Consider the following 22,857-nt stretch of genomic DNA (forward strand, 5'->3'; position numbering starts at 1 on the left):
AGAGCTAGCCATGGCCATCGCTTGATCCCTACGCCGGTACCCGCGCCGCTCGTAGTGTGAGTAGCAGCGCATTAGCCGGATCAGGTTCAGCGGGACCAGCACTTGGCAGCAAAAAATGCTCACCCTGCGCCATCTCAGCCGGATTTCACCGGCACCCCGTCAAGCTGTTCGTTAGCGGAGTGTAGAAGGCGGGTGGTGGAGATGCAATGGTGCATGATGGCGCAGCCCACTTTCATCCGCGTAAACGGCACCGGTGCTGCTTCGTTATCGCTTGGATTCAATACTTTTCCAAACCAGCCCAACCAACAAAATCGCCAGTACGGCGAACAGTAGGGCGGCGCCCGTGGAATTCAGCACCTGCAGGGTTAGGCCTGAAACGACCAGCCAGAGTGCTGGGATGATGGCGGCGATACAGAGGGCGAACCCCCGCAGCAGGATAAGCATCAGCCCCAGCGTGGTGACCGCCGTGGGGTCGGCGTGTATGCCGAACACTTCTGCCTGGTGCCAGGAGCCGCCGCTCAGCGGCGCCGTCAGCGGCATGATGATCAGGCTGAAGCCGGTGATGGCGATGCCTATGGCAACCGGTGGGTTTGTTGCGCTCGGTGCGTTATCCATTCCCCATCCCGTTAGCGCAATCCATACCAGCAGCACGGCCTTGATTATGAAAGCGTAGCCATATCAGCACAAATACCGTATTCACAAACCAGTACTGGGCCGTTGAGTGGCTCGCCCTCACACCATTTGCAATGACTGCTTGCGCGTTGGCGGGGGATAGGCAGCGTCGATTTGCGCCAGGTCATCGTCGTCGAGTCTGAGCTTATCAGCATCAAAATTCTGTTTGAGATGCTCTAGGTTCACGGCTTTAGGAATGGCAATCACACCGGGGTGACGTAGTGCCCAGGCGAGGGCGACTTGAGCGGGGGTGGCGCTGTGTTTGTCGGCGATGCGTTGCAGGGCGGCGTCGCGCAGCAGGGCGCCGCCTTGCCCGATCGGGCAGTAGGCCATGAGCGGCATGCTGTGTCGTGCCTGCCAGGGCAGCACGTCGTACTCGATGCCGCGGGCTCCTGGATTGTAGAGCACCTGATTGGTGGCGCAAGCGGGCGCATCGAGTTCTGCCAAGTCGTCAACGTCGAAGTTCGACACGCCCCAGCGCAGAATCTTGCCCTGTTCGCGCAGCCGCTCAAACGCTTCTACGGTTTCGCTCAGCGGGTACTGGCCGCGCCAGTGCAGCAAGTATAGATCGATAGTGTCGGTGCCTAATCGGCGCAGGCTGCGCTCGCAGGCGGCTAGTACCCCCTGGGTGCTGGCGTTGTGCGGGTAGATCTTGCTGACCAGATAGACTTCATCACGCCGGTCGCGAATTGCTTGGCCAACGATCTCTTCAGCGCCGCCCTCGGCATACATCTCGGCGGTATCGATCAACGTCATGCCCAGGTCCAACCCTTCACGCAGTGCCCTGAACTCAGCGTGGCGCTGCCCGGCATTCTCGCCCATGTGCCAGGTGCCCTGGCCGATACGGGGTACGCTGTCGCCGCCTAGTTCGATCGTCTGCATATTCTCTTCCCGGTTGTGTTGCTTTTCTGAATCATCCCAGAATCTGAGGATTGAGCTGCCAGGTGCTCCAGGTGAGCGCGCAGGCCAGGCTCACCCAGGCGAGGTAAGGCAGCAGCATTGCGCCGGCCAGTGGTTTGAGGCGCCAGAACATCATCAGAGTGATGGCGATCAGTAGCCACAACACTACCACACCGATAAAAGCGACTGCCCCCAGCTGCCAGACGAAGTAGAGCCAGCTCCACAGGGCATTGAGTGCCAGTTGCACTAGAAACATCACCAGTGCAGGTCGGGAACCTGGTTCGCGCCAGGCAAGCCAAGCGGAGATGCCCATCAATCCGTAAAGCGTTGTCCATATCGGCCCGAATAGCCAGGCTGGCGGCGCCCACGTGGGCTGCTGAAGTGTTTCGTAGAACGAGGCCGCATTGACAGAGGCGATGGCACCAATGGCGGCGGCGAGGTAGGCCAGCACCAGCCAGCCGATGAGACCCTTGATTTGTTTGCTGCGGGAGAGCTCACGCATGAATATTCCTACTTAGGTTGGCGAAAATCGCTTCAAGGGTAGTGCGGGGTGGTGAATTCGGCCATGGCGGGTGACGTTCGACCGCAGGAATCGCGTCTCAACAGGGCGGCAACTGCGCCTGGTGATCGACGCGGCGCAGGAGACGGACCCCAGGCCGACGCCTTCGCCCGATGGGTGCTGGCGAAAGGGATGGGTGGCCGATGTGTCGTTCAGGTCTTGGTATTCCGTTCTGTTGGATATTTTTAGATTCGCCGCAAACGCCCAATCTTGCATTGTCGTCCATAAGCCCATCCTTAACAGGTACAATGACTGGCCACGGCAGCTGTGCTGCCAACGTATTCAAGCAGGTCGGTTGGCTGATTAATTTTTATGGGAAACAGGTAGTGGTCATGATCAACACCAAGATATACAAGGCGGTTTACGAACTCGCTGAAAAGCTGATGAAGGCCGCTGCCAAGGATGACCGCGCTACCTTCGAGGCGCTGTATGCCGAGTTGCGGGCGATTTGCACCGAACACGAGCACACCGAGAAGGACCACCCGGAGCAGTGGGAAACCCTGGCTGACTTCACTGAAGAGCTGGAGGAGGCGCTGCCGATCTATCAAAAGGCGCTCGATAAGGCCATTACCAAGCCGTCGAAAGATCATATCGCTTCCATCGGCTACTCGATGGCGACGCTGCAAGTCGAACTAGGCCAGACGGATGACGCTATCCAGCGTCTGAAGCATGCTCAGGCCAGCGCCCAGGGCATCGAAGATAACGATTTGAAAGCAGAAATCGATGAGCTGCTCAAAAAACTAACCACCGGCCAGGAACCCCATTTTGACCAATAACGATATCTTTCGCCGCATCCGTTATACCTTTGATTTAAAGGACAGCACCATCGTGGATATCTTCGCCCTGGCGAATGTCAGCATGACCCGGGCGCAGGTGGCGGCCTGGCTGAAAAAGGATGAAGACGACGCCTTTGTCACGATGAAGAACAAGGAGCTGGCGGCTTTCTTGAACGGGTTTATCAGCTTCAAGCGTGGCAAGCGCGAAGGCCCGCCGCCCGCGCCGGAAGCCCAGCTGAACAATAATATGGTGTTCCAGAAACTGCGCATTGCCCTGAACATGAAAGCGGATGATGTGCTGGAAGTTTTTGAGTTGGTCGGACTACCGTTGAGTCATCACGAACTCAGCGCCTTTTTCCGCAAGCCGGGCCACAAGAATTACCGCGAATGCAAGGACCAGATGCTGCGCAATTTCCTGCTCGGCATCCAGCGCCAGTTGAGACCGAACGCGGATATTCTTTAAGTGAAAACCGATGGTAAAGAAGCTGGAAATCGCAGGTAGACCAACGGGCCGGCTGCTTCCCTTCAAGTGGAGGATAGGCGGTTACATCATTAGGGGTGTCTCCTTTTACGAAAGCCTCCCCGGCACGACGGTTCACCTTGAGGGGGGGTGTCTACTTGAATCGCCCCGGCGAAACTGACACCGTTACCGAACAGTACCGCCACCAGGCGGCACCTGATCGGACGGTGTAGCCCACACAGTCTCCAGCTTGACGAGATCAAGGTTGAATCCTTCAATGTAACTTGAAGATTTATAGAATTTTTCAATGACTTCTATAGCGGGCCAGAAGGTGTTTTCAATACCTGATGCGATCTAGAATCATAAAGGTCAGTCTAGCAAGCCACCATCCAGTCGAGGAGAATAACGTGTCCGATATAAAACCTACACGCCCGGAGTGGGGGGCGCGTACCACGCCCCGCCTGCAAGGTAACGAGCACTGGTGGCCCGACCAGCTCAACCTCAACGTTTTGCACCAGAAACACCCGGACGCCAATCCCTTCGGTGAGGGCTTTCGCTACGGCGAGGCATTCTCGCAGCTCGACGTCGACGAGCTTTCCGCTGACGTCGACGCGCTGATGACCGACTCCCAGGAGTGGTGGCCCGCCGATTGGGGACATTACGGCCCGTTTTTCATCCGCATGTCATGGCACGCGGCCGGCACCTACCGGGCGCTCGACGGTCGCGGCGGCGGTGGCACCGGCGCACAGCGCTTCGCCCCGCTCAACAGCTGGCCCGACAACGGTAACCTGGACAAGGCACGCCGCCTGTTGTGGCCGATCAAGCAGAAATACGGCGAGAAACTCTCCTGGGCCGATCTCCTGGTCTTCGCCGGTAACCGCGCGCTCGAGACCATGGGTTTCAAGACCTTCGGCTTCGGCTTCGGCCGCTCCGATATCTGGGCGCCCGAGGACGACATCTACTGGGGTCCCGAGACCGAGTGGCTGGCCACCAACGACGAGCGTTACACCGGCAGCTTCGAAGATGGCAGCCGGGTACTCGACAACCCGCTTGCTGCGGTCCAGATGGGTCTGATCTACGTCAACCCCGAAGGCCCCAACGGCGTGCCGGACGCGGCGAAATCCGCCAAGGATGTTCGCGAGACCTTCGCCCGCATGGGGATGAACGATCGCGAGACCGTCGCGCTGACCGTCGGTGGCCATACCTTCGGCAAGATGCACGGCAACGGGCCGGCGGATGCCGTCGGCGACGCCCCCGAAGGCGCGAAGATTCATGAGCAAGGGATCGGCTGGGCGAACAAGCACGAGACCGGCCTTGGCGAGTACACCATCACCTCGGGACTCGAAGGCGCCTGGACCCCCACGCCGACCAAGTGGGACAACACCTATCTCGAAACCATCTTCTCCCACGAGTGGGAGGTCAAGAAGTCACCGGCCGGCGCCAACCAGTGGGAGCCGGTCGAGGTCAAGGAGGGGTTCTGGGTTCCCGACGCCCATGTCGAAGGCAAGAAGAACCCACCGGTCATGACTGCCGCTGACATGGCGATGATCGTCGACCCCGACTACCTCGAGATTTCCAAGGAGTACCGCGAGAACCCGGATGTCCTCGCCGACGAGTTCGCCCGTGCCTGGTACAAGCTGTTGCACCGCGACATGGGGCCGCGTGACCGTTATCTCGGCCCGCAGGTGCCCGCAGAAGTCCTCGTCTGGCAGGACCCGACCCCCGAACACGAAGGGCCACTGGTCACTGACGAGCAGGTCGCGACTCTTAAGCAGCAGATCGCCGACTCCGGCCTCAGCGCCAAGCAGCTGGTGGGCACCGCCTGGGCCTCGGCCTGTACCTATCGCCAGACCGACCATCGCGGCGGCGCCAACGGCGCGCGCATCCGTCTCGAGCCGCAAGCCGGCTGGGACATCAACGTACGCTCCGGCGTGGCTGACGTGATCGATAAGCTCGAGCAGCTCAAGGACGCTTCCGATGCGAACATCTCGTTGGCGGACATGATCGTGCTGGGCGGCAGCGTCGGGGTCGAGTTGGCGGCGAAGGCGGCCGGGCACGACCTCACCGTGCCGTTCACTCCGGGCCGTACCGACGCGACCCAGGAGATGACCGAGGTCGACACCCACGCCTATCTCGAGCCGCGTCACGACGCCTTCCGCAACTACATGCAGCAGCAGACGACGTCCATCCCGGCCGAGCATCTGATGGTCGATCGGGCGTTCATGCTCAACCTCAGCGCACCGCAGATGGCGGCGCTCGTGGGTGGCATGCGCGCGATCGGTGCCAATGCCGGTGACAATACCGACGGGATCCTCACCGACCGTCCGGGCCAGCTCACCAATGACTTCTTCGTCAACCTGGTCAGCATGAACACCGTATGGGAGCCGATCGGCGAGGGCGAGGAGCGCTTCGAGGGTCGGGATCGCAAGACCGGCGAGACCAAGTGGACCGCCTCTCGCGTCGATCTGGTCTACGGCTCGAACTCCCAGCTGCGTGCCATCGCGGAGGAGTTTGCCGCGAACGGAGGTGAGCGCCACATGATCGACAAGTTCGTCTCCGGCTGGGTCAAGGTCATGGAGAACGACCGCTTCGACCTGCACCGCTGAGGTTCAGGCCCGCCAAGGAAGGCGGGCCGCTACTTGTAACGACCATAAACCGCACCCGAAGGCTGTGTCCCCACAGCCTTCGGGATTTTTTTATGGTGGCTGCTGCCTGAGTTCAAAAGCCTACATACCCAAAGCACTAGCCCTCCCGCAACGCCTCAGCCTCCTGCAGCAACGTAATGACTTCCTCGTCACTGGTTTGATCGAAATCCAGGTAGTGCTTTCCGACAGCGGTAAAAGGCTCGGGTGTGGCCAGGCAAATGATATCGTCGACATCGGCGGCTAACTCAGTGAGCGAGGATTGCGGGGCCACGGGGACCGCGAGCGTCACTCTGGCGGCTCCCGCCTGGCGTAGTGCTCTCGCTGCCGCCTTGGCGGTGCCGCCGGTGGCGATACCATCATCCACCAGGAGGACTCGCCGACCACTGACGTTGGCCGGCGCTCGATTGCCGATATAGGCTTGGCGGCGGCGCATTATCTCTTGTAGCTGCCGCTGGGTTTCCGCTTCAAGGTAGCTTTCGGATGGCTGGAATAGCTCCAGCATCCGCTCTGTCAGCACCACCTGGGGCGGGTCACCATCGACAACGGCCCCAAGCCCGAATTCGGGCTGTCCCGGGGCGCCTACCTTGCGCACCACCACTACATCCAGTGGAAGCCCAAGGCGCGTGGCGATCTCGTAGGCCACCGGCACGCCTCCGCGGGGAAGCGCGAGGATCAGGTCATATAGGAATGGTTCATGCCGTGCCGGGTCGTGGTGTGTACCGGTTATTGCTCGGGCGAGTTCACGACCTGCTTCGCGGCGATTCTCGAATACCTGGTTGCCATGATTGTTGGACATGAGCGGCTCCTAGACACCAAACGGGTACGTATCGGGAACTCCCTGGGGCCTTGCGCTGGGCAATGGTGTGACCGCGGAGGTCTCGTCGAACCAGACGTAAGCATCGAACTGCTCCGCCAGCGAAGCCTTGAAGTAATGGCTGAAGTACTCGCTTTCGGGGCGATAGATGACGCCGATGGCCCGCTCGAGGCGCGTCTGGGTGAGCAACTCGCGAACATCGGGCTGGCGTGGGTGGCGTAGCTCGATCAAGGCCCGCGGAAGTCGGGTCTCGTGGAAGATGCGTTCGAAGGAGTCGTCCCGTGATGGCATTACCTGCTTGATCTTCATCGGTGAATCCCAGTTATCGGCCGCGGCCACACTTCCCGTATGCGTGCCGAAACCGATAAGAACCGCATCGTCGCCATAGGCTTTCCGGCATAGCTCGCCGATATTGAACTGACCCTGCCAGCCCATTTCGGTGGCGGAGGCATCACCGATATGGGAGTTGTGCGCCCAGACCACTACCTTGGCGTCGGGGCCCTTGGCCTGCATCAGTTGCTGCAAAGTATCGAACATGTGCCGGTCGCGCAGGTTCCACGATTCGGTCGAGCCCCGGTACATGAGCCGATAATACTGTTCGGCGGCTCTTATCACGCGGGCATTCTGGGTGGCGTCGAAGTAGGCTTCTTCGCCATCCCGAGCCATGTAGTCAAGCCGATGGTTCAGTAGTGTTTGAAGTTGCTCTATTACCGCTTCTTCGCAGGCATCTCGTTCGCCACGCAGAACGTCGTGTCCGTAGCGGGCCGGTTCATTGTGCCAGGGCGTCAGGCAGCCATAACGCTGGCGGGCGATTCTTGCAGTCTCAGGATCGATACGGTCCAGGTAGTCGAGCACGGCGAAAATGGAGGTACCCAGCGAGTAGATATCCAGACCGCGAAAGCTGGTGCGTTGGTTGAAGGACAGCCCTGCGTTGTGGTGTCGCAACCATTGGATAAAGGTTTCCACCTCCCGGTTGTGCCACATCCAGGTCGGAAAACGAGTGAAAGCCTGCTGCTCGTCGCCTGCCGAAGGGCGATGGCGAACATGGCGGTCGATGCGCGAGGCATCGGGCCAGTCCGCCTCGACTGCCACGATATTGAAGCCATGATATTCGACAAGCCGCCGGGTGATGGCGGCACGCGCCCGGTAGAATTCGGAGGTGCCATGAGAGGCCTCGCCCAGCAGTACAACCTTGGCCTTGCCGAAACGGTCGAATTGGGCGCCGAACGCTTCCTCCTCTTGCAACTCGGGAAGGGGCTCGCAGGCAGCCGCGATGGCATTGGCGGTTTGCCTGGCGGAAGTGTGTGGTTCTGGTATTGAGCGACTCATGCGACTCTCCCGGAACGCTGGTTTTCAGTCTCGGCCAAGGGGTTGGCGTGGAATTTACTATAGTAAGGAGTAAGAGCTTATCCAAACCCACGCGGTTTCCTGGCTAACACTCTCGGAAATAGCGCTGAAGGAGGCACTATGCTGCTGGAGGGTTCATGCCATTGTCAGGCGGTCACGTTCAGCGTGAAATCGCACCATCCCTATCCCTTCAACCGCTGTTACTGCTCGGTTTGTCGCAAGACAGCGGGCGGCGGCGGATACGCGATAAATCTCGGCGCCGATAACAAGACACTGAGCGTTAGTGGCGAGGAGCATATCTCGATCTACCGCGCACTCATCAATGGGGAGCGGAGCACGGGAGAGCGGCATTTCTGCAAGCGCTGCGCCAGCGCGCTCTGGGTCTACGACCCCGACTGGCCCGAGCTTGTACATCCTTTTGCTTCGGCGATCGACACCCCGTTGCCTTCACCACCGGAACTGACTCATATGATGCTGGGAAGCAAGGCGGCATGGGTCGAGGTGAACGCACAGGCGCACGACAAGTGCTTCGTTGCATATCCGGCTGAGAGTCTCGCCGAATGGCATCAACGCCTGGGGTTGGAGCGGTAGAGAAGCCGCCGCTTGTTACTCATGGCATCTGTACTACCCTTTTTTATGTGATACCCAGCGGGTACCGAGAGCACGATTTTCACGGCCCGGTTTAATGAACCGTTACGTGACAAGAGGTGCATTCGAGACAGGAACAGAAAGGGAGAGTCAAAGATGGAATTTGAAAAATACAAGTCGTGTATCGAAGCGTGCAATATCTGCGCTGTCTATTGCGACTCCTGCGCGACCGCCTGCCTGCAGGAAGACGATGTGAAAATGATGGCCGAGTGCATCCGTCTCGACCGTCAATGTGCGCAAATCTGCCAGCTAGCGGCATCGCTCATGGCGCAAGGCAGTGAATACGCCAAGGATATCTGCCGAATCTGTGCCGCTATCTGCAAGGCGTGTGGCGATGAGTGTGCCAAGCACGATGCCGATCATTGCCAGGAGTGTGCCAAGGCCTGCCATCGTTGTGCCGAAGAGTGTAACGCCATGGCGGCCTGATCTTATATTGCAAAACAAACAGTACCTTACCAGAGCCAGCTCCCCGGCCGTGCCGGGGGCTGGTTCTTGCGTATTGCAAGCCATCCCAGGACGCAGCGTACCCCGAGCCACAGCGCCAACAGCGGCCATAGCAGGACGCCCACGAAAAACACACTCAATACAAACGCTATCGCGGAATACAGGGTACCGATCCAGAAGGTCCGTATCTGGTAGCGATAGTGATCCTGAAGCCACGATGCTGCATCCCGGCGATAAACATACGCCACAATGACACCGATCAACAAGGTGAGATTGGCGGTTACCAGGCCGGCGAGATATAGCGCATAGACAAGTTGCGGGGTTCGCTTCTCGTCACGGGGAACGTAGGTCTGGGACATGTTACCTCTCGAGGGGAGTCAATTTTTTTCAATTCAGTAGAGACGAAAGCGTCGGTAGTCCGGATGGTTCTGCTGCTGCTCGATCACCTTGCGGTACCGCTTGTACTCCCATTGATATTGCGCGGGCGATAGTTCGATGACCGCTTCTACGCTGGCGTTGACCCCGGTGGCCGCCGTGGCCTCGTCATCCGAGTAGACCCGGGAATCGGCATCCAGAAAGTGCAGTTCGAACCCTTGGCCGGGGAGCCGCAGCGCCACGCCCGTAACCACCCGGGCCTGGGTGCGGGCGACCAGCTTGGGCAAAAGCGTTGCGGTATAGGCGGGCCGCTCGAAAAACGGGGCGAAAACACCGCTGCCCCAGGAGGGTTCCTGATCCGGCAGGATACCCACGGCCTCGCAGCGCTTGAGCGCCTTGAGCAGAGCGGCAACGCCACGCGCATTGGTCGGCACCAGCTGTGCGCCCATGCGTTCGCGTCCCTGGCGAATCACCGGGTCCAGCGGGGCGAGCTTGGGCGGCTCGTACATGGCGGTGAATGGAAAATGATGAGAAAGCCAGAAATTGAGAATTTCCCAATTGCCGAAATGAGGGGCGAGGACGATTACGCCACGCCCCTCGGCACGGGCCTGGTCGAGCTTTTCCTGGCCCTTCACTGCAACGATGCCGCTTTCCACCCGCTGAGGATCGCCCATCCAGGCATGGCCCAGTTCGAGCATGGTGGCGCTGGAGTGAACGAGGCTAAACTTGGCCAGCCTTTTGCGCTCCGCTTTGGAAAGCTCGGGGTACACGGTTTTCAGGTTGCGCTCGGTAACCGTGCGTTCGCGTTTGCTCAGACGATATATCAACGGGCCGATGACTCGCGCGAGCTTCCACAGTCTCGGTAATGGCCAGGACGAAAGGCGTCGCCATAGCCAGCTGATGGCGCCGGCACGGGAAAGTAGTGGAATCTCTGGCGAAGCCTTCTTGGAAGAGGAAGTGTCCGGCTCCATCGTCCTACACCCACCAGGTAGTGACGTTATCCGGAGCGCGTTTCTGTTGTACAGCCTTGAGCCCCTTGACACAGCGAATTACCAGCCAGATCACGGCCAACAGCCAGGTCACGAAACCGATCAATACCAGGGTGAGCAAAGCGGAAACGGAAAAATACAGAAGTGCCAGCCAGAAGGTACGTATCTGGAAACGGTAATGTTCATCCAACCATGCCGGGCCCGCGCCCTTGTAGCAGTAGGCAATCACGACGGCGACCAGCGAGGTGACGCCGCCGGTGATGATAGAGGCAAGATGGAGCGCGTAGTTGACCATGACGATCGTGGTATCGGGCGTCTCATCGGGCTCGGCTGTACGAGGTTCCAGCGCGTCGGTCATAACTTCTCCTGATCGTGACGGGAAATGCCGATATCGGCACTGCGGGCGTCATGATACCGTTCACCACTCGGTTTGGCATCAGCGGGCCGGGCGGCAGATTTCCAGCAAGTTGCCGTCCGGATCGCGCAGGTAGACGGATTCTATCGCCCCATTGGCGCCCTGGCGTGCCACCGGGCCGAGCTCCACTTCGATGTTCAACGCGTCCAGGTGCTGCCGGAACTCCGTCAGGGGTAACTGGCAGCGCAGGCACAGGTCGAGGCTGCCGGGGGTGGGCGTGGCGGAAATCGGGGCGATATCGGTATCGGTCTGATGCAAGCGCAAGGCGGTATCACCCAACATCAGATCGACCCGCTGGGCATCGCGGTAACGTACATCCAGTCCCAGCACGCGCGAATAGAAATCCACCGCACGGCTCATGTCGGTGACGGTAACGACAAGATGATCCAGACCTGAGAGCATTAATCCTTCCTTTACGAGGTTCGTGACCCAAGAGAATACGACGATGTTGCTCTGTCCGCTATGCGCCGCTCCCCATCCGCTACATTATCATCGCGATAGCCGTCGCGATTACTATCAGTGTGCCACGTGCGAGCTGGTTTTTGTGCCGCCTTCGCAGCGTCTTGGCCCCGACCAGGAAAAGTCCGTCTACGACCAGCACCAGAACTCACCGGACGACCCGGGCTATCGAGCTTTTCTGGGGCGGTTGTTCGAGCCGTTGAACAAGCGCCTGGCGCCGGGGGCGCGCGGGCTGGATTTCGGCTCGGGGCCGGGGCCGACTCTCTCGGTGATGTTCGAGGAGGCCGGTCATCCAATGGCGATCTATGACCCTTTTTATGCCCCCGACTCTACCGTATTGGAGCAGCACTATGATTTCGTGACCGCAACCGAAGTGGCGGAACACCTGTTCGAGCCGGGTCGTGAGCTCGAGCGACTCATCGACCTGCTGCCCGCAGGCGGCTGGCTGGGCGTGATGACCAAGCGCGTGCAAGGTCGGGAAGCCTTTTCCCGCTGGCATTATATTCTCGATCCCACTCATGTGTGCTTTTTCAGCGAAGCGACGTTTCGCTGGGTTGGCGATTGCTGGGGGCTGGAAGTGGAATTCCCGGCGGCGGATGTGGTGTTGCTGCGCCGCCGTGAGCGTTTGCGTAAATAAGCGAATCATTGTCGCCGTGAGCGCTGGGTGCGGCTTTCCTCCACCTTCCCATCATGGCGATTCGCGCCATTGCCCATTACGCTGAGGATGAGTAGCGGAAAAGTCTGGCGAAACTCATGCAACAGGTGTAGATTCGCCGCCCATTTCCCTGGTTGGGATTGCCTAAAACCGCTTATTGGCCCTTGTCGGGGCTGTTATCCTTCGAGGTTCATTTCATGTCGCGGCAACTGCTGGCCATGGCCCTGGCTCCCCTGCTGGGGTTATTCATTCTGGGGATCGGGAATGGCTTTCTCGCCACTCTGATCACTTTGCGCCTGGATGCAGCGGGAGAGTCCGCCGTGGTCATCGGCTGGGTCTCCTCGGCCTATTTCATCGGCCTGGCCCTGGGAGCGATGTTCAACGATCGGCTGTTGCTGCGCATCGGCCACATTCGTGCCTACGGCAGCTTCGCATCGCTGGTGGCGGTGACCGTATTGCTGCAGGGGTTGTTCTTCGAGCCCTGGGCCTGGTTCGTGCTGCGCTTGATCGGCGGCTGGGCCACGGTTGGCGTTTATCTGGTCATCGAAAGCTGGCTGCTCACCGCCGGTGATCAGAAAGTCCGTGGGCGTCTGCTGGCGCTATACATGATCTCGCTGTATGCCGCCGGGGTGGTCGGCCAACTACTGCTTGGTGTCACCGATGCCATGGGCGTGACCGCGCCCTTCATGGTGATCGGGCTGCTGGCGTCGCTCTCGGTATTGCCGATGGCGATGATTCCCCGGGTTTCACCGTTGATCGAACACGCCGAACCCTTGCCGCCGTACCGCTTGATCTCGATGACCCCCACCGGGGTAATGGGCAGTTTCGGCTCGGGGTTGGCGGTAGCCGCCGTGTACAGTCTGTTGCCGCTATACCTGCAGCGTATCGGTCTCGGCGTGACGCAGATCGGTCAGATGATGGCGGTGGTGGTGCTGGGCGCGATGTTGCTGCAGTACCCTATCGGCCGCTGGTCCGACCGTCACGACCGGCAGCTTGTGTTGATCCTGATCGGCATCTTCAGCGTGGTGATCTCCGCCGGCATGCTGTGGCTGCCGCTCGGTACCTGGGGGTTGGCGCTGTTGCTGTTCCTGCTCGGTGGCGGGGTCTTCGCCCTGTATCCGGTGGCGGTCAGCCACGCCGCCGACCGGGCCCCGGCGGGGGCGCTGGTGCGCATGAGCCAAGGGCTTCTGCTGATCAATGCTATCGGCTCGACCTTGAGCCCGCCGCTGATCACTCCGGTAATGGGAGCCGTGGGCGATGGCGGGCTGTTCTGGTCGTTGGGGGCTCTCGGCCTGTTCCTGGTGGCATTTTTCATCTGGCGGCGCAGCGTACGCCCAGCGCCGATTCCCGTGGCACCGTTTACCGCTACCACGCCGATGTCGGCGGCGGGTGCCGAGCTTGTGGTGACCGAGGAGCTGGTCAAGGGTGCACTTGAACACGAACATATCGAGGATCTTTCCGGTGCCGTGGAGGAGATCGAGACCGTCGAACCGCTAGTAGGCCCACCGCCGCAGGATGAAGCGCATATCGCCTATTATGACGATGCCGATCCCGCTCCGCATGTCATGGCGACGCCCGGCGAGGCACCGTCGAACGGTATAGGCGACGATCAAAACCGCACGCAATAGCGCAGCAACAGCGAGAAGGAGCGGAAAAAAGAGAGCGGGCCGGCTCAACCAAGACCTTGGGATAATGGTTTACGAAAAGTAGTATATCTACTATTCGTCATAGAAAAACCACTAATCCTTTGAGGTTTGCCATGAACTATTATGCCGCTCCGGTGCGCGACCTGCGTTTCGTGCTCGAAGAATTGCTCGAACACCGCTCATTGGCGCTGCCGGGATTCGAGGAAGCCAGCCCGGATCTTGTAGAAGCCGTGCTCGAGGAAGCGGCCAAGCTGGCCGGCGATGTATGGGGACCGCTCAACGCCAGCGGTGACCAGCAGGGCTGCCGGCGCCAGGAAGATGGAAGGGTAATATCGCCGGAGGGCTTCAAGAACGCTTATCAAGCGTACGTGGAGGGTGGCTGGAACGGCATCGGCGTGTCCGAAGAACTGGGCGGCCAGGGCTTGCCGGAAGTGGTGGCGAGCTCGGTCCAGGAGATGCTCCATGGCGCCAACATGGCGCTCGGCCTGTGCCCGATGCTCACCGCAGGCGCCATCGAGGCACTGGCCCATCACGGCAGCGATGAACTCAAGACCGTCTATCTGCCCAAGCTGGTCGAGGGCACCTGGACCGGCACCATGAACCTCACCGAACCCCAGGCGGGCTCGGACCTTTCCAAGGTACGTACCCGCGCGGTGCCGCAGGACGATGGCAAGACCTACCGGCTTTCCGGCCAGAAGATCTTCATCACCTGGGGCGAGCACGAGTGCGCCGAGAACATCGTTCATCTGGTCCTCGCCCGCAAGCCCGATGCCCCGGAAGGCAACAAGGGCATTTCGCTGTTCCTGGTACCCAAGTTCCTGGTCAATGACGACGGCTCGCTGGGCGAGCGCAATGACGTCGTCTGCGCCTCCATCGAACACAAGCTGGGCATTCACGGCTCTCCCACCTGCACCCTGAGTTTCGGCGAGAAAGAGGGCGCCATCGGCTATCTGGTCGGTGAAGAAGGGCGTGGGTTGAATCACATGTTCACCATGATGAACGAAGCGCGCCACAAGGTCGGCATCCAGGGTATCGGCGTGGCCGAGCGCGCCTGCCAGCATGCCACGGCCTACGCCCTTGATCGGGTCCAGGGCAAGGCGCGCGGTAGCGAATGCACGATCAGCCACCATCTCGATGTCAAGCGAATGCTGCTTTCCATGCGCTCGCGTACCGATGCGCTGCGTGCCCTGGCGCTTTACTGCGCCGCTCAATTGGATATTGCCCGGCGTAGTGATGATGCCGATGAGCGGCGCGTCGCCCAGGCACGCGCGGATGTGCTGATTCCGGTGATCAAGAGTTTCTCCACCGACCAGGCGGTGGATATCGCCTCCCTGGGTATCCAGGTGCATGGCGGCATGGGCTATGTCGAGGAAACCGGCGCCGCCCAGCTGCTGCGTGACGCCCGCATCGCTCCCATCTACGAAGGCACCAACGGCATCCAGGCACTGGATCTTGCAGGGCGCAAGTTGCAGCGCGATGGTGGCAAGGCGCTTTCCGCGCTGCTGGATGATGTGGACGCCACCGCTCAATCTCTCTCTTCAACTGCCGCACTAGCGACATTGGGCAAGAGTCTTGCCGCCGGGGCGCAGGATCTGCGCGACACCATGAAACTGCTGCTGGAGCAGGGCATGAACCCAGAGACCGGGCCGGACGCCGTCCAGGCCTATGCCACTCCTTTTCTCAACCTCGCCGGTCATGTGCTATGCGCCTGGCAGATGGGGGAGTCCGCACTCAAGGCGCAAGCCGCGTTGGATGGTGGTAGTGACGATCCCTTCTATACCGCCAAGAAACTCAGCGCCGAATACGCCCTAAGCCAATGGCTACCCGTGGGCCGTGCCCAGCGCGCGGTGATCGAAGCGGGAATGGAAACCTTGAGCGAATTCGACGCAACACCCTAGCCGCTCCGGGCAGCATTGCTGCGCCCTTCAACTCCCTTATCGCCGACCCTGACAGGTCGGCGGTGTACGTTAGTGCACAATAAAACAATCGTTTAAAAGTGCGCCGATAGGATGGGAGTGTTGATAGGGAAAAGAGTTTTGGTGGGAAAAACAAGTTAACAATGGCTAAGACCCAGAGGAGTATTACATGCAGTTAAAGCACCGCCAGCACGGGGAAGAACAACCCTATTGGCCTGCAGGACCGTTCAAGATTCGTCTTCCGTTTATCCATTACCGCTGGGAAATGGCAGAGATGATTCAAGGACTGATCATGTTCGTGGTCAGCCTCGCCATGATTCCGCTGCTTGAGCAATACCTGGGACTACCGTACGACGTTGCCTTGGCGTTTGTGGTGGTCTGTGGGGTCGGTTTCATGCTGCCTGCCTTGCTGGGAGTACCGATGGTGCCAGGGTGGATTACTCCCGCAATCCCGGTAGTACTGGTCTTTTTAGGCGACTTTGAACCCGGCCCGGAAGCCATACAGGCGCTTTTCGCGCTGCAGTTCCTGGTCTTTTTGATCTTCTTTATCCTGGGTGTTACCGGACTTGGCCGCAAGTTGGTGCATTTGGTACCCAATTCGTTGCAAGCGGGCATCATCATTGGCGCTGGCATTGCCGCCATTACCGGCGAAATCCAGGAAGGGGGGCGCCTTGCTGAAACTCCCATCTCGCTGATCGCTGGCATGCTGGTCGCCGTTTTCATGCTTTTTTCAGTGGCATTCAAACGCTGGGTCGAAGACCACTCGATAATGCGCAAAATCGCCAATTACGGCATGGTGCCGGGGATGATCGTGGCGATCTTGGTTGCCTGGGCCTTGGGTGAGTATCCGAGACCGGACATCGAGTGGGGTATCACACAGCCCAACTTTGTCGAAATGTGGAGCTACTTGCCCTTTGCGGTGGGTTTTCCTGGCCTTGATGTGTTCATGCTGGCGGTGCCCACTGCCGTCATTTCTTATGTCATCGCCTTTGGCGACATCGTGGTGGGACGCACGCTGATGTCTCGGGTCGATCATATTCGTACCGATGAGAAAATTGACTACAGCACGGATCGCATACATCACGTTACTGCTATCCGTAATGGTATGCATGCCTTTTTCGCACCTTACCCAGGCTTGGCGGGGCCAATCTGGACGGCGGTTACCGCAACGATGGCCGAGCGTTATAAAAACGGCAGAAATGCCATGGAATCCATCTACAGCGGTGGTGGCACCTTCTGGGTTACCGGCTTTATTGCCCTGTTTACACTTCCTTTGGTGAGCATGTTCCAGCCGGTCCTGCCCATTGCGCTCTCTCTCACCTTGCTGCTCACTGGCTATATTTGCCTTATGGTGGGAATCGAGCAGACCAAGTCCACCTCGGAGCGCGGCGTAGCAGGGACCATGGCCGTCGTGTTGGCCGTCTATGGCGCAGGCTGGGGACTAGCCGCAGGGGTAGTTCTGTACTTTCTGGTTCAGAAACAGAATTTATTCGGTCGCGAGCCGGCGTCTTCGCAATTAGCCGAAGATAACGAACAGCAGTGACCCAGCGGTACATTTTTGTACCACTGCTCACTCAATGGGCTTATTACGACCCTCAACAAATACACTCGACAAAACAAGGTGTTTTATGACGGCTTCCATCTTCGAGCAAGGCTTGGCCAAGACTCCCGCCAACCACGTGCCGCTTTCGCCACTCACTTTCATCGAACGCACCGCGTCCATCTATCCGGACTACCCGGCGGTGGTACACGGCAGTACGCGCCGTGACTGGGCCACCACCTGGGAGCGCTGCCGCCGCCTGGCGTCGGCGCTGGAAAAGCGCGGCATCCAGCCGGGCCAGACCGTGGCCGCCATGCTGCCCAACATTCCGGCGATGTTCGAGGCGCATTTTGGCGTGCCGTTGGCGGGCTGCGTGCTCAATACGCTGAACATTCGACTCGACGCCGATGCCATCAGCTACATGCTGGAACACGGTGAAGCCAAGGCGATACTGGTCGATCCCGAGTTCGCCGAGGTGATCGAGCAAGCCGTCTCGCAACTCACGCACAAGCCGCTGGTGATCGATGTCGCCGATCTGGAGTTTCTCGGCGAGACCCGGGGAATCGGCGAGATCGAGTATGAAACGCTGTTGCAGGAGGGCAATCCCAACTACGCCTATCGCTTGCCTCAGGACGAGTGGGACGCCATCTCGCTCAACTACACCTCCGGTACCACCGGCAAGCCCAAGGGCGTGGTCTATCATCACCGTGGCGCCTACCTCAATGCGGTGAGCAATATCCTCGAGTGGGCCATGCCGCACCATCCGACCTACCTGTGGACCCTGCCGATGTTCCACTGCAACGGCTGGTGCTTTCCCTGGACGATAGCCGCCAATGCCGGCGTGAGCGTCTGCCTGCGCAAGGTCGATCCCAAGAAGATCATGCAACTGATCGCCGACGAGAACGTCACCCACTTCAGCGGCGCCCCCATCATCCTGAACGGGCTGATCAACCTGCCCGCCGAGGACAAGCGTGCCTTCGATCACCCGGTGAAGGTCACAACCGCTGGCGCCGCACCACCCGCGTCGGTGATCTCCGGGGTGGAAAAGCTGGGAATCGAGGTTACTCATGTCTACGGCTTGACCGAAGTCTACGGGCCGGTGACGGTCTGCGCCTGGCGTGATGCCTGGAACGAACTGCCCCTGGAACAACGCGCCAAGATCAAGTCGCGCCAGGGCGTGCGCTACCACATGCTCGAGGCGCTGTGCATCGCCGACCCCAACACGTTGGAGCCGGTACCCAAGGATGGCGTGACCATCGGCGAGATTCTCATGCGCGGCAATAACGTGATGAAGGGTTATCTCAAGAACGAAGCCGCCACCGAACAGGCGCTGGAGGGCGGCTGGTATCACACTGGCGACCTGGCCGTGTGGCATCCGGACGGCTATATAGAAATCAAGGATCGCTCCAAGGACATCATCATTTCCGGCGGTGAGAACATCTCCACGATCGAAGTGGAAGATGCCATCTACAGCCATCCCGCGGTCGAGGAAGCCGCCGTGGTCGCCAAGCCCGACGAGAAGTGGGGCGAGACACCCTGTGCGTTCGTGAAGCTGAAAATCGGCTATGGCGAAGTCACCGAAGCGGACATTATCGCCCATTGCCGCGAGCACCTGGCGGGCTACAAGGTGCCCAAGACCATCATCTTCAGCGAGCTGCCCAAGACCTCCACGGGCAAGATCCAGAAGTTTGTGCTCCGTGAAGAGGCGCGTAATCAGTAGGCAGCGTTCGTCAACGTCAAGCGACCTATATATCCAGGAACAGGAGAAGGTAAATGAGCGATAAACCGATCGGCGTCGTCGGCGCCGGCACCATGGGCCAAGGCATCGCCCAGGTGCTGGTTTCCAGTGGGTTCACGGTGCGCCTGTACGATGTGGCCGACGAGCAGCTCGGCCGTGCCCAGGCCGCTATCGACAAGGGCCTGACCAAGCTGGTGGCCAAGGAGAAGATCAACGAAGACGACAGAAGTGCCGCGCTCTCCCTGCTGAACACATCCACGGCACTGGATGCCCTGAGCGACTGCGAGGTAATCATCGAGGCCGCACCGGAGCAGCCCGCGCTGAAGGAGAAGCTGTTCCGTGATCTTAGCCATTTGAGTGCAGATGCGATTCTCGCCTCCAATACCTCTTCGCTCTCCCTGACGCGCCTGGCCGCCGTCTGCGAGCGGCCGGAGCGGGTGGTGGGCATGCACTTCTTCAACCCCGTCCCGGTGTTGAAACTGGTGGAGGTGATTCGTGCCGAGCAGACCAGTGACGCCACCGTGGCGCGTATCGAGGCGCTGGCCAAGGCCTTGGGCAAGACCGCCGTACCGGTGGGAGACTCCCCCGGTTTCGCCGTGAACCGCTTGCTGGTGCCGATGATCAACGAAGCCGCTTTCCTGGTGCAGGAAGGTGCGGCGACGCCGGAAGCCGTGGATGAGGCCATGAAGCTAGGCGCGGCCCACCCCATGGGGCCGCTGGCCCTGGCCGATCTCATCGGCCTGGATGTGTGCCTTGCGATCATGGAGGTGCTGCAGGAGGGCTTCGGCGATCCCAAGTATCGTCCTTGTCCGCTGCTCAAGCGGATGGTCGACGCGGGATACCTGGGCCGCAAGAGCGGTCGCGGCTTCCACGTCTACCAATAGCGCTCATGTTGCCGAGGGATTCGCCAAAAGAAGTGATTGCCTACCAACCAAGCGTTCGCTAGGGTTGGTGGGTATCTCTTACCTCCGCAGAACAACTCAAGGAGCCCTCTATGAGCGAAGCCGTCATCGAAAAGGTCGATAATGATGGTATTGTCCGCCTGACCATCAATCGCCCCAAGGCACTGAATGCGCTGAACAGCGATGTCTTGAGCGCCTTGGAAAGCCATCTGGTGGAGCTTGAAGCCCATCCGGCGCTGCGTGCCGTGCTGATTACTGGAGCCGGGGAGAAGTCCTTCGTCGCCGGTGCCGATATCACCGAAATGCGCGACAAGACCCCCGAGCAGGCACGCGAATTCGCCAGCCAGGCGCTGCGCACCATCAAACGTCTGGAAACATTGCCGGTGCCGGTGGTCGCTCTGGTGAACGGGTTTTGCCTTGGCGGCGGCTGCGAATTGGCATTGGCCTGCGACTGGGCGGTAGCCAGCGATAACGCCGTGTTCGGTCAGCCCGAAGTGCTGCTGGGCGTGATCCCCGGCTTTGGCGGTACTCAGCGCCTGCCGCGTCGGGTCGGCCCCGCCATGGCGATCGACCTGGTCACTACCGGGCGCAAGATCGACGCCCAGGAAGCGCTACGCATCGGGCTGGTCAACCGGGTGATGCCGCAAGCCGAGCTCGAAAGCTATGTCGACGAGCTGACCAAGCAACTCAAGGGCAACGGCCCGCGATCGGTACGCGGTGCCAAGCAGGCCGTGCATGACGGCATGGATCAGGACCTCGATAGCGCCCTGGCGCTGGAAACCAGCCTGTTCGCCTTCTGCTTTGCTGGTGAAGAGCAGAAGGAAGGCATGTCGGCGTTTGTCGAGAAGCGCAAGCCCAACTTCTGATGAGGTGTGGTGAACAGCATTACGGCAGCGACGGTAACGTCGCTGCCTTTTTTTCTGATCCCGCCAACGCTTGGCCAGCATGCCGCGGCCGAAAAGCGGCGTAATCGGTTAGACTGGCACAAATTCCTCGCTTCTGGACAATGGCAATGGCTCTCAGCGCAACCCCCTATAAAGTGGACATCAACCTGACCGACCTGGACCTCGGGGTATACGAGACACTGCGTTTTACCGTGGCGCGCCACCCTTCGGAAACCGAAGAGCGCATGACCGCCCGGCTGGTAGCGCATGTATTGTGGTACAGCGATTCTATCGCGTTCGGCCGTGGCCTTTCCGATGTGGACGAGCCGGCGCTGTGGGAAAAGAGCCTGGATGGCCGGGTGCTGCATTGGATCGAGGTCGGCCAGCCCGATGCCGAGCGTCTGACCTGGTGTTCGCGCCGTGCCGAGCGTGTCTCGCTGCTTGCCTACGGGCGCCTGGATATCTGGGAAAACAAGGTATTACCGGCGGTGGCAACACTCAAGAACCTGAATATCGCCGCGCTGCCCCAGGAGCCGCTGACATTGATCGCCACCGATTTGCCACGCACCATCAATTGGGCGGTGATGATCAGCGAAGGCACACTGTTCATCACCGATGAGCGCGGCCAGCACGAGCTGGCGCCGCGCTGGCTGATGGGTGATCGCTGATATTCGCAGTATTCGGGCTCGAGCGTTCGTTATCGCCCGGCAGACGAATCATTCACCTGCTTCAAGCTTGTCCTGAGTCCTGTATTCGAAGTCCGAAGCATCGTGGCGTTCATGAAGTTGTTCGTGGGGCTCGCCCCAGGTGCGGTTGACCATGCGGCCGCGTTTCACGGCAGGGCGTTCGTCGAGCTCTTCGGTCCAGCGCACCACGTTCGTGTAAGTGTGGGCCTCGAGGAATTCGGCGGCGTCGTAGGCGCGGTTCTTGACCAATGCGCCGTACCAGGGGTGGATCGCCATATCGGCAATGGTGTACTCGTCGCCGGCCATGAAGCGATTTTCCGCCAGATGACGGTCCAGGACATCGAGCTGGCGCTTCACCTCCATGGTGTAGCGGTCGATGGGATACTGGTACTTCTCAGGGGCGTAGGCGTAAAAGTGGCCGAAACCGCCACCAAGCAGCGGGGCGCTACCCATCTGCCAGAACAGCCATGACAGACATTCGGTCCGCTTTGCCGGGTCACTGGGCAGGAAGGCACCGAACTTCTCGGCGAGATAGAGCAGGATCGCCCCGGACTCGAACACCCGCTGGGGAGGATTGGTGCTGTGGTCCATCAGGGCGGGAATCTTGGAGTTGGGGTTTACCTCGACAAAGCCGCTGCCGAATTGATCGCCTTCGGAAATCTGGATCAGGTGAGCATCGTATTCCGCCCCGGCAATCCCCTTCTCCAGCAGTTCTTCCAGCATCACTGTCACCTTCACGCCGTTGGGCGTGGCGAGCGAGTAGAGCTGCAGCGGGTGCTTGCCCACCGGAAGCGGCTTTTCATGGGTCGCACCGGCAACGGGGCGGTTGATATTGGCGAACTTGCCGCCGTTGCCCGGTTCCCATTTCCATACGCGGGGCGGTGTATAGGTTGGGTCGCTCATGGAATTCCTCGTCTATCCGTGTCGATTGAGTGTAGACGTTGCCTGGATCAATGCTGTCAGTTTGCAGGCTAATACTCACTATTGCCGGTGACAAGACTGCAGCGAAACGGAAGACTTTGACCTCCGGCTGCATGGCTTGGTTATGTGCTGCTCCAGGCTAGGCAGCAACAAGCTTCTTGACCCTGAGATTTTTACGGTTTTGCTCGGCGTGCCAGAGCTCATATTGAGATTGCTGGTTCAGCCAGCTTTCTGCAGAAGTATCGAACGCGATTGAAAGCCGAATAGCCATTTCAGGACTAATACCTGCCTTGCCATTCAGCACTGCGCTCAGAGTTTTTCGGCTAACACCTAACGCCTCTGCAGCGGCCGTTACAGTCAGGTTAAGGGGCTCCAGACAGAGCTCTCGTAGCACTTCACCTGGGTGGGGAGGGTTGTGCATCAACATCGTGATACCTCAGTGGTGTTCTTTGCCGTCAGAGGAAAA

24 protein-coding genes and 1 riboswitch are annotated in these 22,857 nt (G+C 59.8%); of the genes, 13 read left to right on the plus strand and 11 right to left on the minus strand.

The features are described from left to right. Positions 1-8: 8 nt before the first annotated feature. Positions 9-169, minus strand: a riboswitch (TPP riboswitch). A 95-nt stretch (positions 170-264) separates the two neighbouring features. The 3 genes from R5M92_RS01335 to R5M92_RS01345 form a co-directional block, all read right to left on the minus strand. Next, a complete protein-coding gene (locus R5M92_RS01335; RefSeq protein ID WP_346797254.1) occupies positions 265-615 on the minus strand; it encodes a hypothetical protein in 351 nt (116 codons plus the stop codon). Positions 616-732: 117 nt separating this feature from the next. After that, positions 733-1,554 carry an aldo/keto reductase gene (locus R5M92_RS01340; RefSeq protein ID WP_346797256.1) on the minus strand — a complete coding sequence of 274 codons (822 nt, stop codon included), beginning with the start codon at positions 1,552-1,554 and terminating at the stop codon, positions 733-735. Positions 1,555-1,585: 31 nt separating this feature from the next. Beyond that, positions 1,586-2,074, minus strand: coding sequence for a TspO/MBR family protein (locus R5M92_RS01345; RefSeq protein WP_346797257.1), 489 nt, complete (start codon positions 2,072-2,074; stop codon positions 1,586-1,588). Positions 2,075-2,463: 389 nt separating this feature from the next. Here R5M92_RS01345 and R5M92_RS01350 point away from each other — a divergent pair, with 389 nt between their 5' ends. The 3 genes from R5M92_RS01350 to katG all read left to right on the plus strand — a co-directional run bounded on the left by R5M92_RS01350 (position 2,464) and on the right by katG (position 5,973). Continuing rightward, the gene (locus R5M92_RS01350; protein ID WP_346799197.1) at positions 2,464-2,907 is read left to right on the plus strand and encodes a tetratricopeptide repeat protein; all 444 of its coding nucleotides are present in this window, start codon (positions 2,464-2,466) and stop codon (positions 2,905-2,907) included. Next, positions 2,897-3,370: a DUF1456 family protein gene (locus R5M92_RS01355; protein WP_346797259.1), complete on the plus strand. Its 474-nt coding sequence runs from the start codon at positions 2,897-2,899 to the stop codon at positions 3,368-3,370. The genes R5M92_RS01350 and R5M92_RS01355 overlap by 11 nt, the downstream gene beginning before the upstream one ends. Positions 3,371-3,774: 404 nt before the next feature. Then, a complete protein-coding gene (gene katG / locus R5M92_RS01360; RefSeq protein ID WP_346797261.1) occupies positions 3,775-5,973 on the plus strand; it encodes a catalase/peroxidase HPI in 2,199 nt (732 codons plus the stop codon). Positions 5,974-6,109: 136 nt separating this feature from the next. Here katG and R5M92_RS01365 read toward each other — a convergent pair whose 3' ends face one another. Together R5M92_RS01365 and R5M92_RS01370 are read right to left on the minus strand one after the other, a co-directional pair. Beyond that, on the minus strand, positions 6,110-6,808 hold the full coding sequence (locus tag R5M92_RS01365) for a phosphoribosyltransferase (RefSeq protein ID WP_346797263.1): 699 nt from the start codon (positions 6,806-6,808) through the stop codon (positions 6,110-6,112). Positions 6,809-6,817: 9 nt separating this feature from the next. Continuing rightward, positions 6,818-8,155 carry an erythromycin esterase family protein gene (locus R5M92_RS01370; RefSeq protein ID WP_346797265.1) on the minus strand — a complete coding sequence of 446 codons (1,338 nt, stop codon included), beginning with the start codon at positions 8,153-8,155 and terminating at the stop codon, positions 6,818-6,820. 138 nt (positions 8,156-8,293) lie between these two features. Here R5M92_RS01370 and R5M92_RS01375 point away from each other — a divergent pair, with 138 nt between their 5' ends. Both R5M92_RS01375 and R5M92_RS01380 read left to right on the plus strand, forming a co-directional pair. After that, the gene (locus tag R5M92_RS01375) at positions 8,294-8,764 is read left to right on the plus strand and encodes a GFA family protein (protein ID WP_346797267.1); all 471 of its coding nucleotides are present in this window, start codon (positions 8,294-8,296) and stop codon (positions 8,762-8,764) included. A 153-nt stretch (positions 8,765-8,917) separates the two neighbouring features. Beyond that, the gene (locus tag R5M92_RS01380) at positions 8,918-9,247 is read left to right on the plus strand and encodes a four-helix bundle copper-binding protein (RefSeq protein WP_346797269.1); all 330 of its coding nucleotides are present in this window, start codon (positions 8,918-8,920) and stop codon (positions 9,245-9,247) included. Positions 9,248-9,273: 26 nt separating this feature from the next. Here R5M92_RS01380 and R5M92_RS01385 read toward each other — a convergent pair whose 3' ends face one another. The 4 genes from R5M92_RS01385 to R5M92_RS01400 all read right to left on the minus strand — a co-directional run bounded on the left by R5M92_RS01385 (position 9,274) and on the right by R5M92_RS01400 (position 11,446). Beyond that, a complete protein-coding gene (locus R5M92_RS01385) occupies positions 9,274-9,624 on the minus strand; it encodes a hypothetical protein (RefSeq protein ID WP_346797270.1) in 351 nt (116 codons plus the stop codon). 33 nt (positions 9,625-9,657) lie between these two features. Then, positions 9,658-10,611: a lysophospholipid acyltransferase family protein gene (locus R5M92_RS01390; protein ID WP_346797271.1), complete on the minus strand. Its 954-nt coding sequence runs from the start codon at positions 10,609-10,611 to the stop codon at positions 9,658-9,660. 4 nt (positions 10,612-10,615) lie between these two features. After that, positions 10,616-10,987, minus strand: a complete 372-nt coding sequence (locus R5M92_RS01395) for a hypothetical protein (protein ID WP_346797272.1) — start codon at positions 10,985-10,987, stop codon at positions 10,616-10,618. 78 nt (positions 10,988-11,065) lie between these two features. Then, complete coding sequence (locus tag R5M92_RS01400; protein WP_346797274.1) at positions 11,066-11,446, minus strand: VOC family protein; 381 nt, start codon at positions 11,444-11,446, stop codon at positions 11,066-11,068. A 43-nt stretch (positions 11,447-11,489) separates the two neighbouring features. Between R5M92_RS01400 and R5M92_RS01405 the strand changes: the two genes are divergently transcribed. The 8 genes from R5M92_RS01405 (at position 11,490) to R5M92_RS01440 (ending at position 21,452) form a co-directional block, all read left to right on the plus strand. Beyond that, positions 11,490-12,140 (plus strand): class I SAM-dependent methyltransferase, encoded by a 651-nt coding sequence (locus R5M92_RS01405; RefSeq protein ID WP_346799199.1) that lies wholly within the window; start codon positions 11,490-11,492, stop codon positions 12,138-12,140. A gap of 215 nt (positions 12,141-12,355) precedes the next feature. Continuing rightward, positions 12,356-13,786, plus strand: a complete 1,431-nt coding sequence (locus tag R5M92_RS01410) for an MFS transporter (RefSeq protein WP_346797275.1) — start codon at positions 12,356-12,358, stop codon at positions 13,784-13,786. 131 nt (positions 13,787-13,917) lie between these two features. Beyond that, positions 13,918-15,702 (plus strand): acyl-CoA dehydrogenase, encoded by a 1,785-nt coding sequence (locus R5M92_RS01415; RefSeq protein WP_346797277.1) that lies wholly within the window; start codon positions 13,918-13,920, stop codon positions 15,700-15,702. Positions 15,703-15,889: 187 nt separating this feature from the next. Beyond that, positions 15,890-17,263 (plus strand): solute carrier family 23 protein, encoded by a 1,374-nt coding sequence (locus tag R5M92_RS01420; protein WP_346797279.1) that lies wholly within the window; start codon positions 15,890-15,892, stop codon positions 17,261-17,263. A gap of 85 nt (positions 17,264-17,348) precedes the next feature. Then, on the plus strand, positions 17,349-18,980 hold the full coding sequence (locus R5M92_RS01425; protein WP_346797281.1) for an acyl-CoA synthetase: 1,632 nt from the start codon (positions 17,349-17,351) through the stop codon (positions 18,978-18,980). Between the two features lie 53 nt (positions 18,981-19,033). Beyond that, on the plus strand, positions 19,034-19,882 hold the full coding sequence (locus R5M92_RS01430) for a 3-hydroxybutyryl-CoA dehydrogenase (RefSeq protein ID WP_346797283.1): 849 nt from the start codon (positions 19,034-19,036) through the stop codon (positions 19,880-19,882). Between the two features lie 110 nt (positions 19,883-19,992). After that, entirely contained in the window at positions 19,993-20,766 is a 774-nt protein-coding gene (locus R5M92_RS01435) for an enoyl-CoA hydratase-related protein (RefSeq protein ID WP_346797285.1), read from the plus strand. Between the two features lie 146 nt (positions 20,767-20,912). Then, positions 20,913-21,452 (plus strand): YaeQ family protein, encoded by a 540-nt coding sequence (locus R5M92_RS01440; protein WP_346797286.1) that lies wholly within the window; start codon positions 20,913-20,915, stop codon positions 21,450-21,452. A 48-nt stretch (positions 21,453-21,500) separates the two neighbouring features. Here the strand turns inward: R5M92_RS01440 and yghU are convergent, their stop codons facing one another. Together yghU and R5M92_RS01450 are read right to left on the minus strand one after the other, a co-directional pair. Further along, positions 21,501-22,373, minus strand: a complete 873-nt coding sequence (gene yghU / locus R5M92_RS01445; protein ID WP_346797287.1) for a glutathione-dependent disulfide-bond oxidoreductase — start codon at positions 22,371-22,373, stop codon at positions 21,501-21,503. A gap of 157 nt (positions 22,374-22,530) precedes the next feature. Beyond that, positions 22,531-22,818: a HigA family addiction module antitoxin gene (locus R5M92_RS01450; protein ID WP_346797289.1), complete on the minus strand. Its 288-nt coding sequence runs from the start codon at positions 22,816-22,818 to the stop codon at positions 22,531-22,533. Positions 22,819-22,857: the final 39 nt, after the last annotated feature.

This window comes from Halomonas sp. Bachu 37, assembly GCF_039691755.1.
Lineage (GTDB): Bacteria > Pseudomonadota > Gammaproteobacteria > Pseudomonadales > Halomonadaceae > Vreelandella > Vreelandella kashgarensis.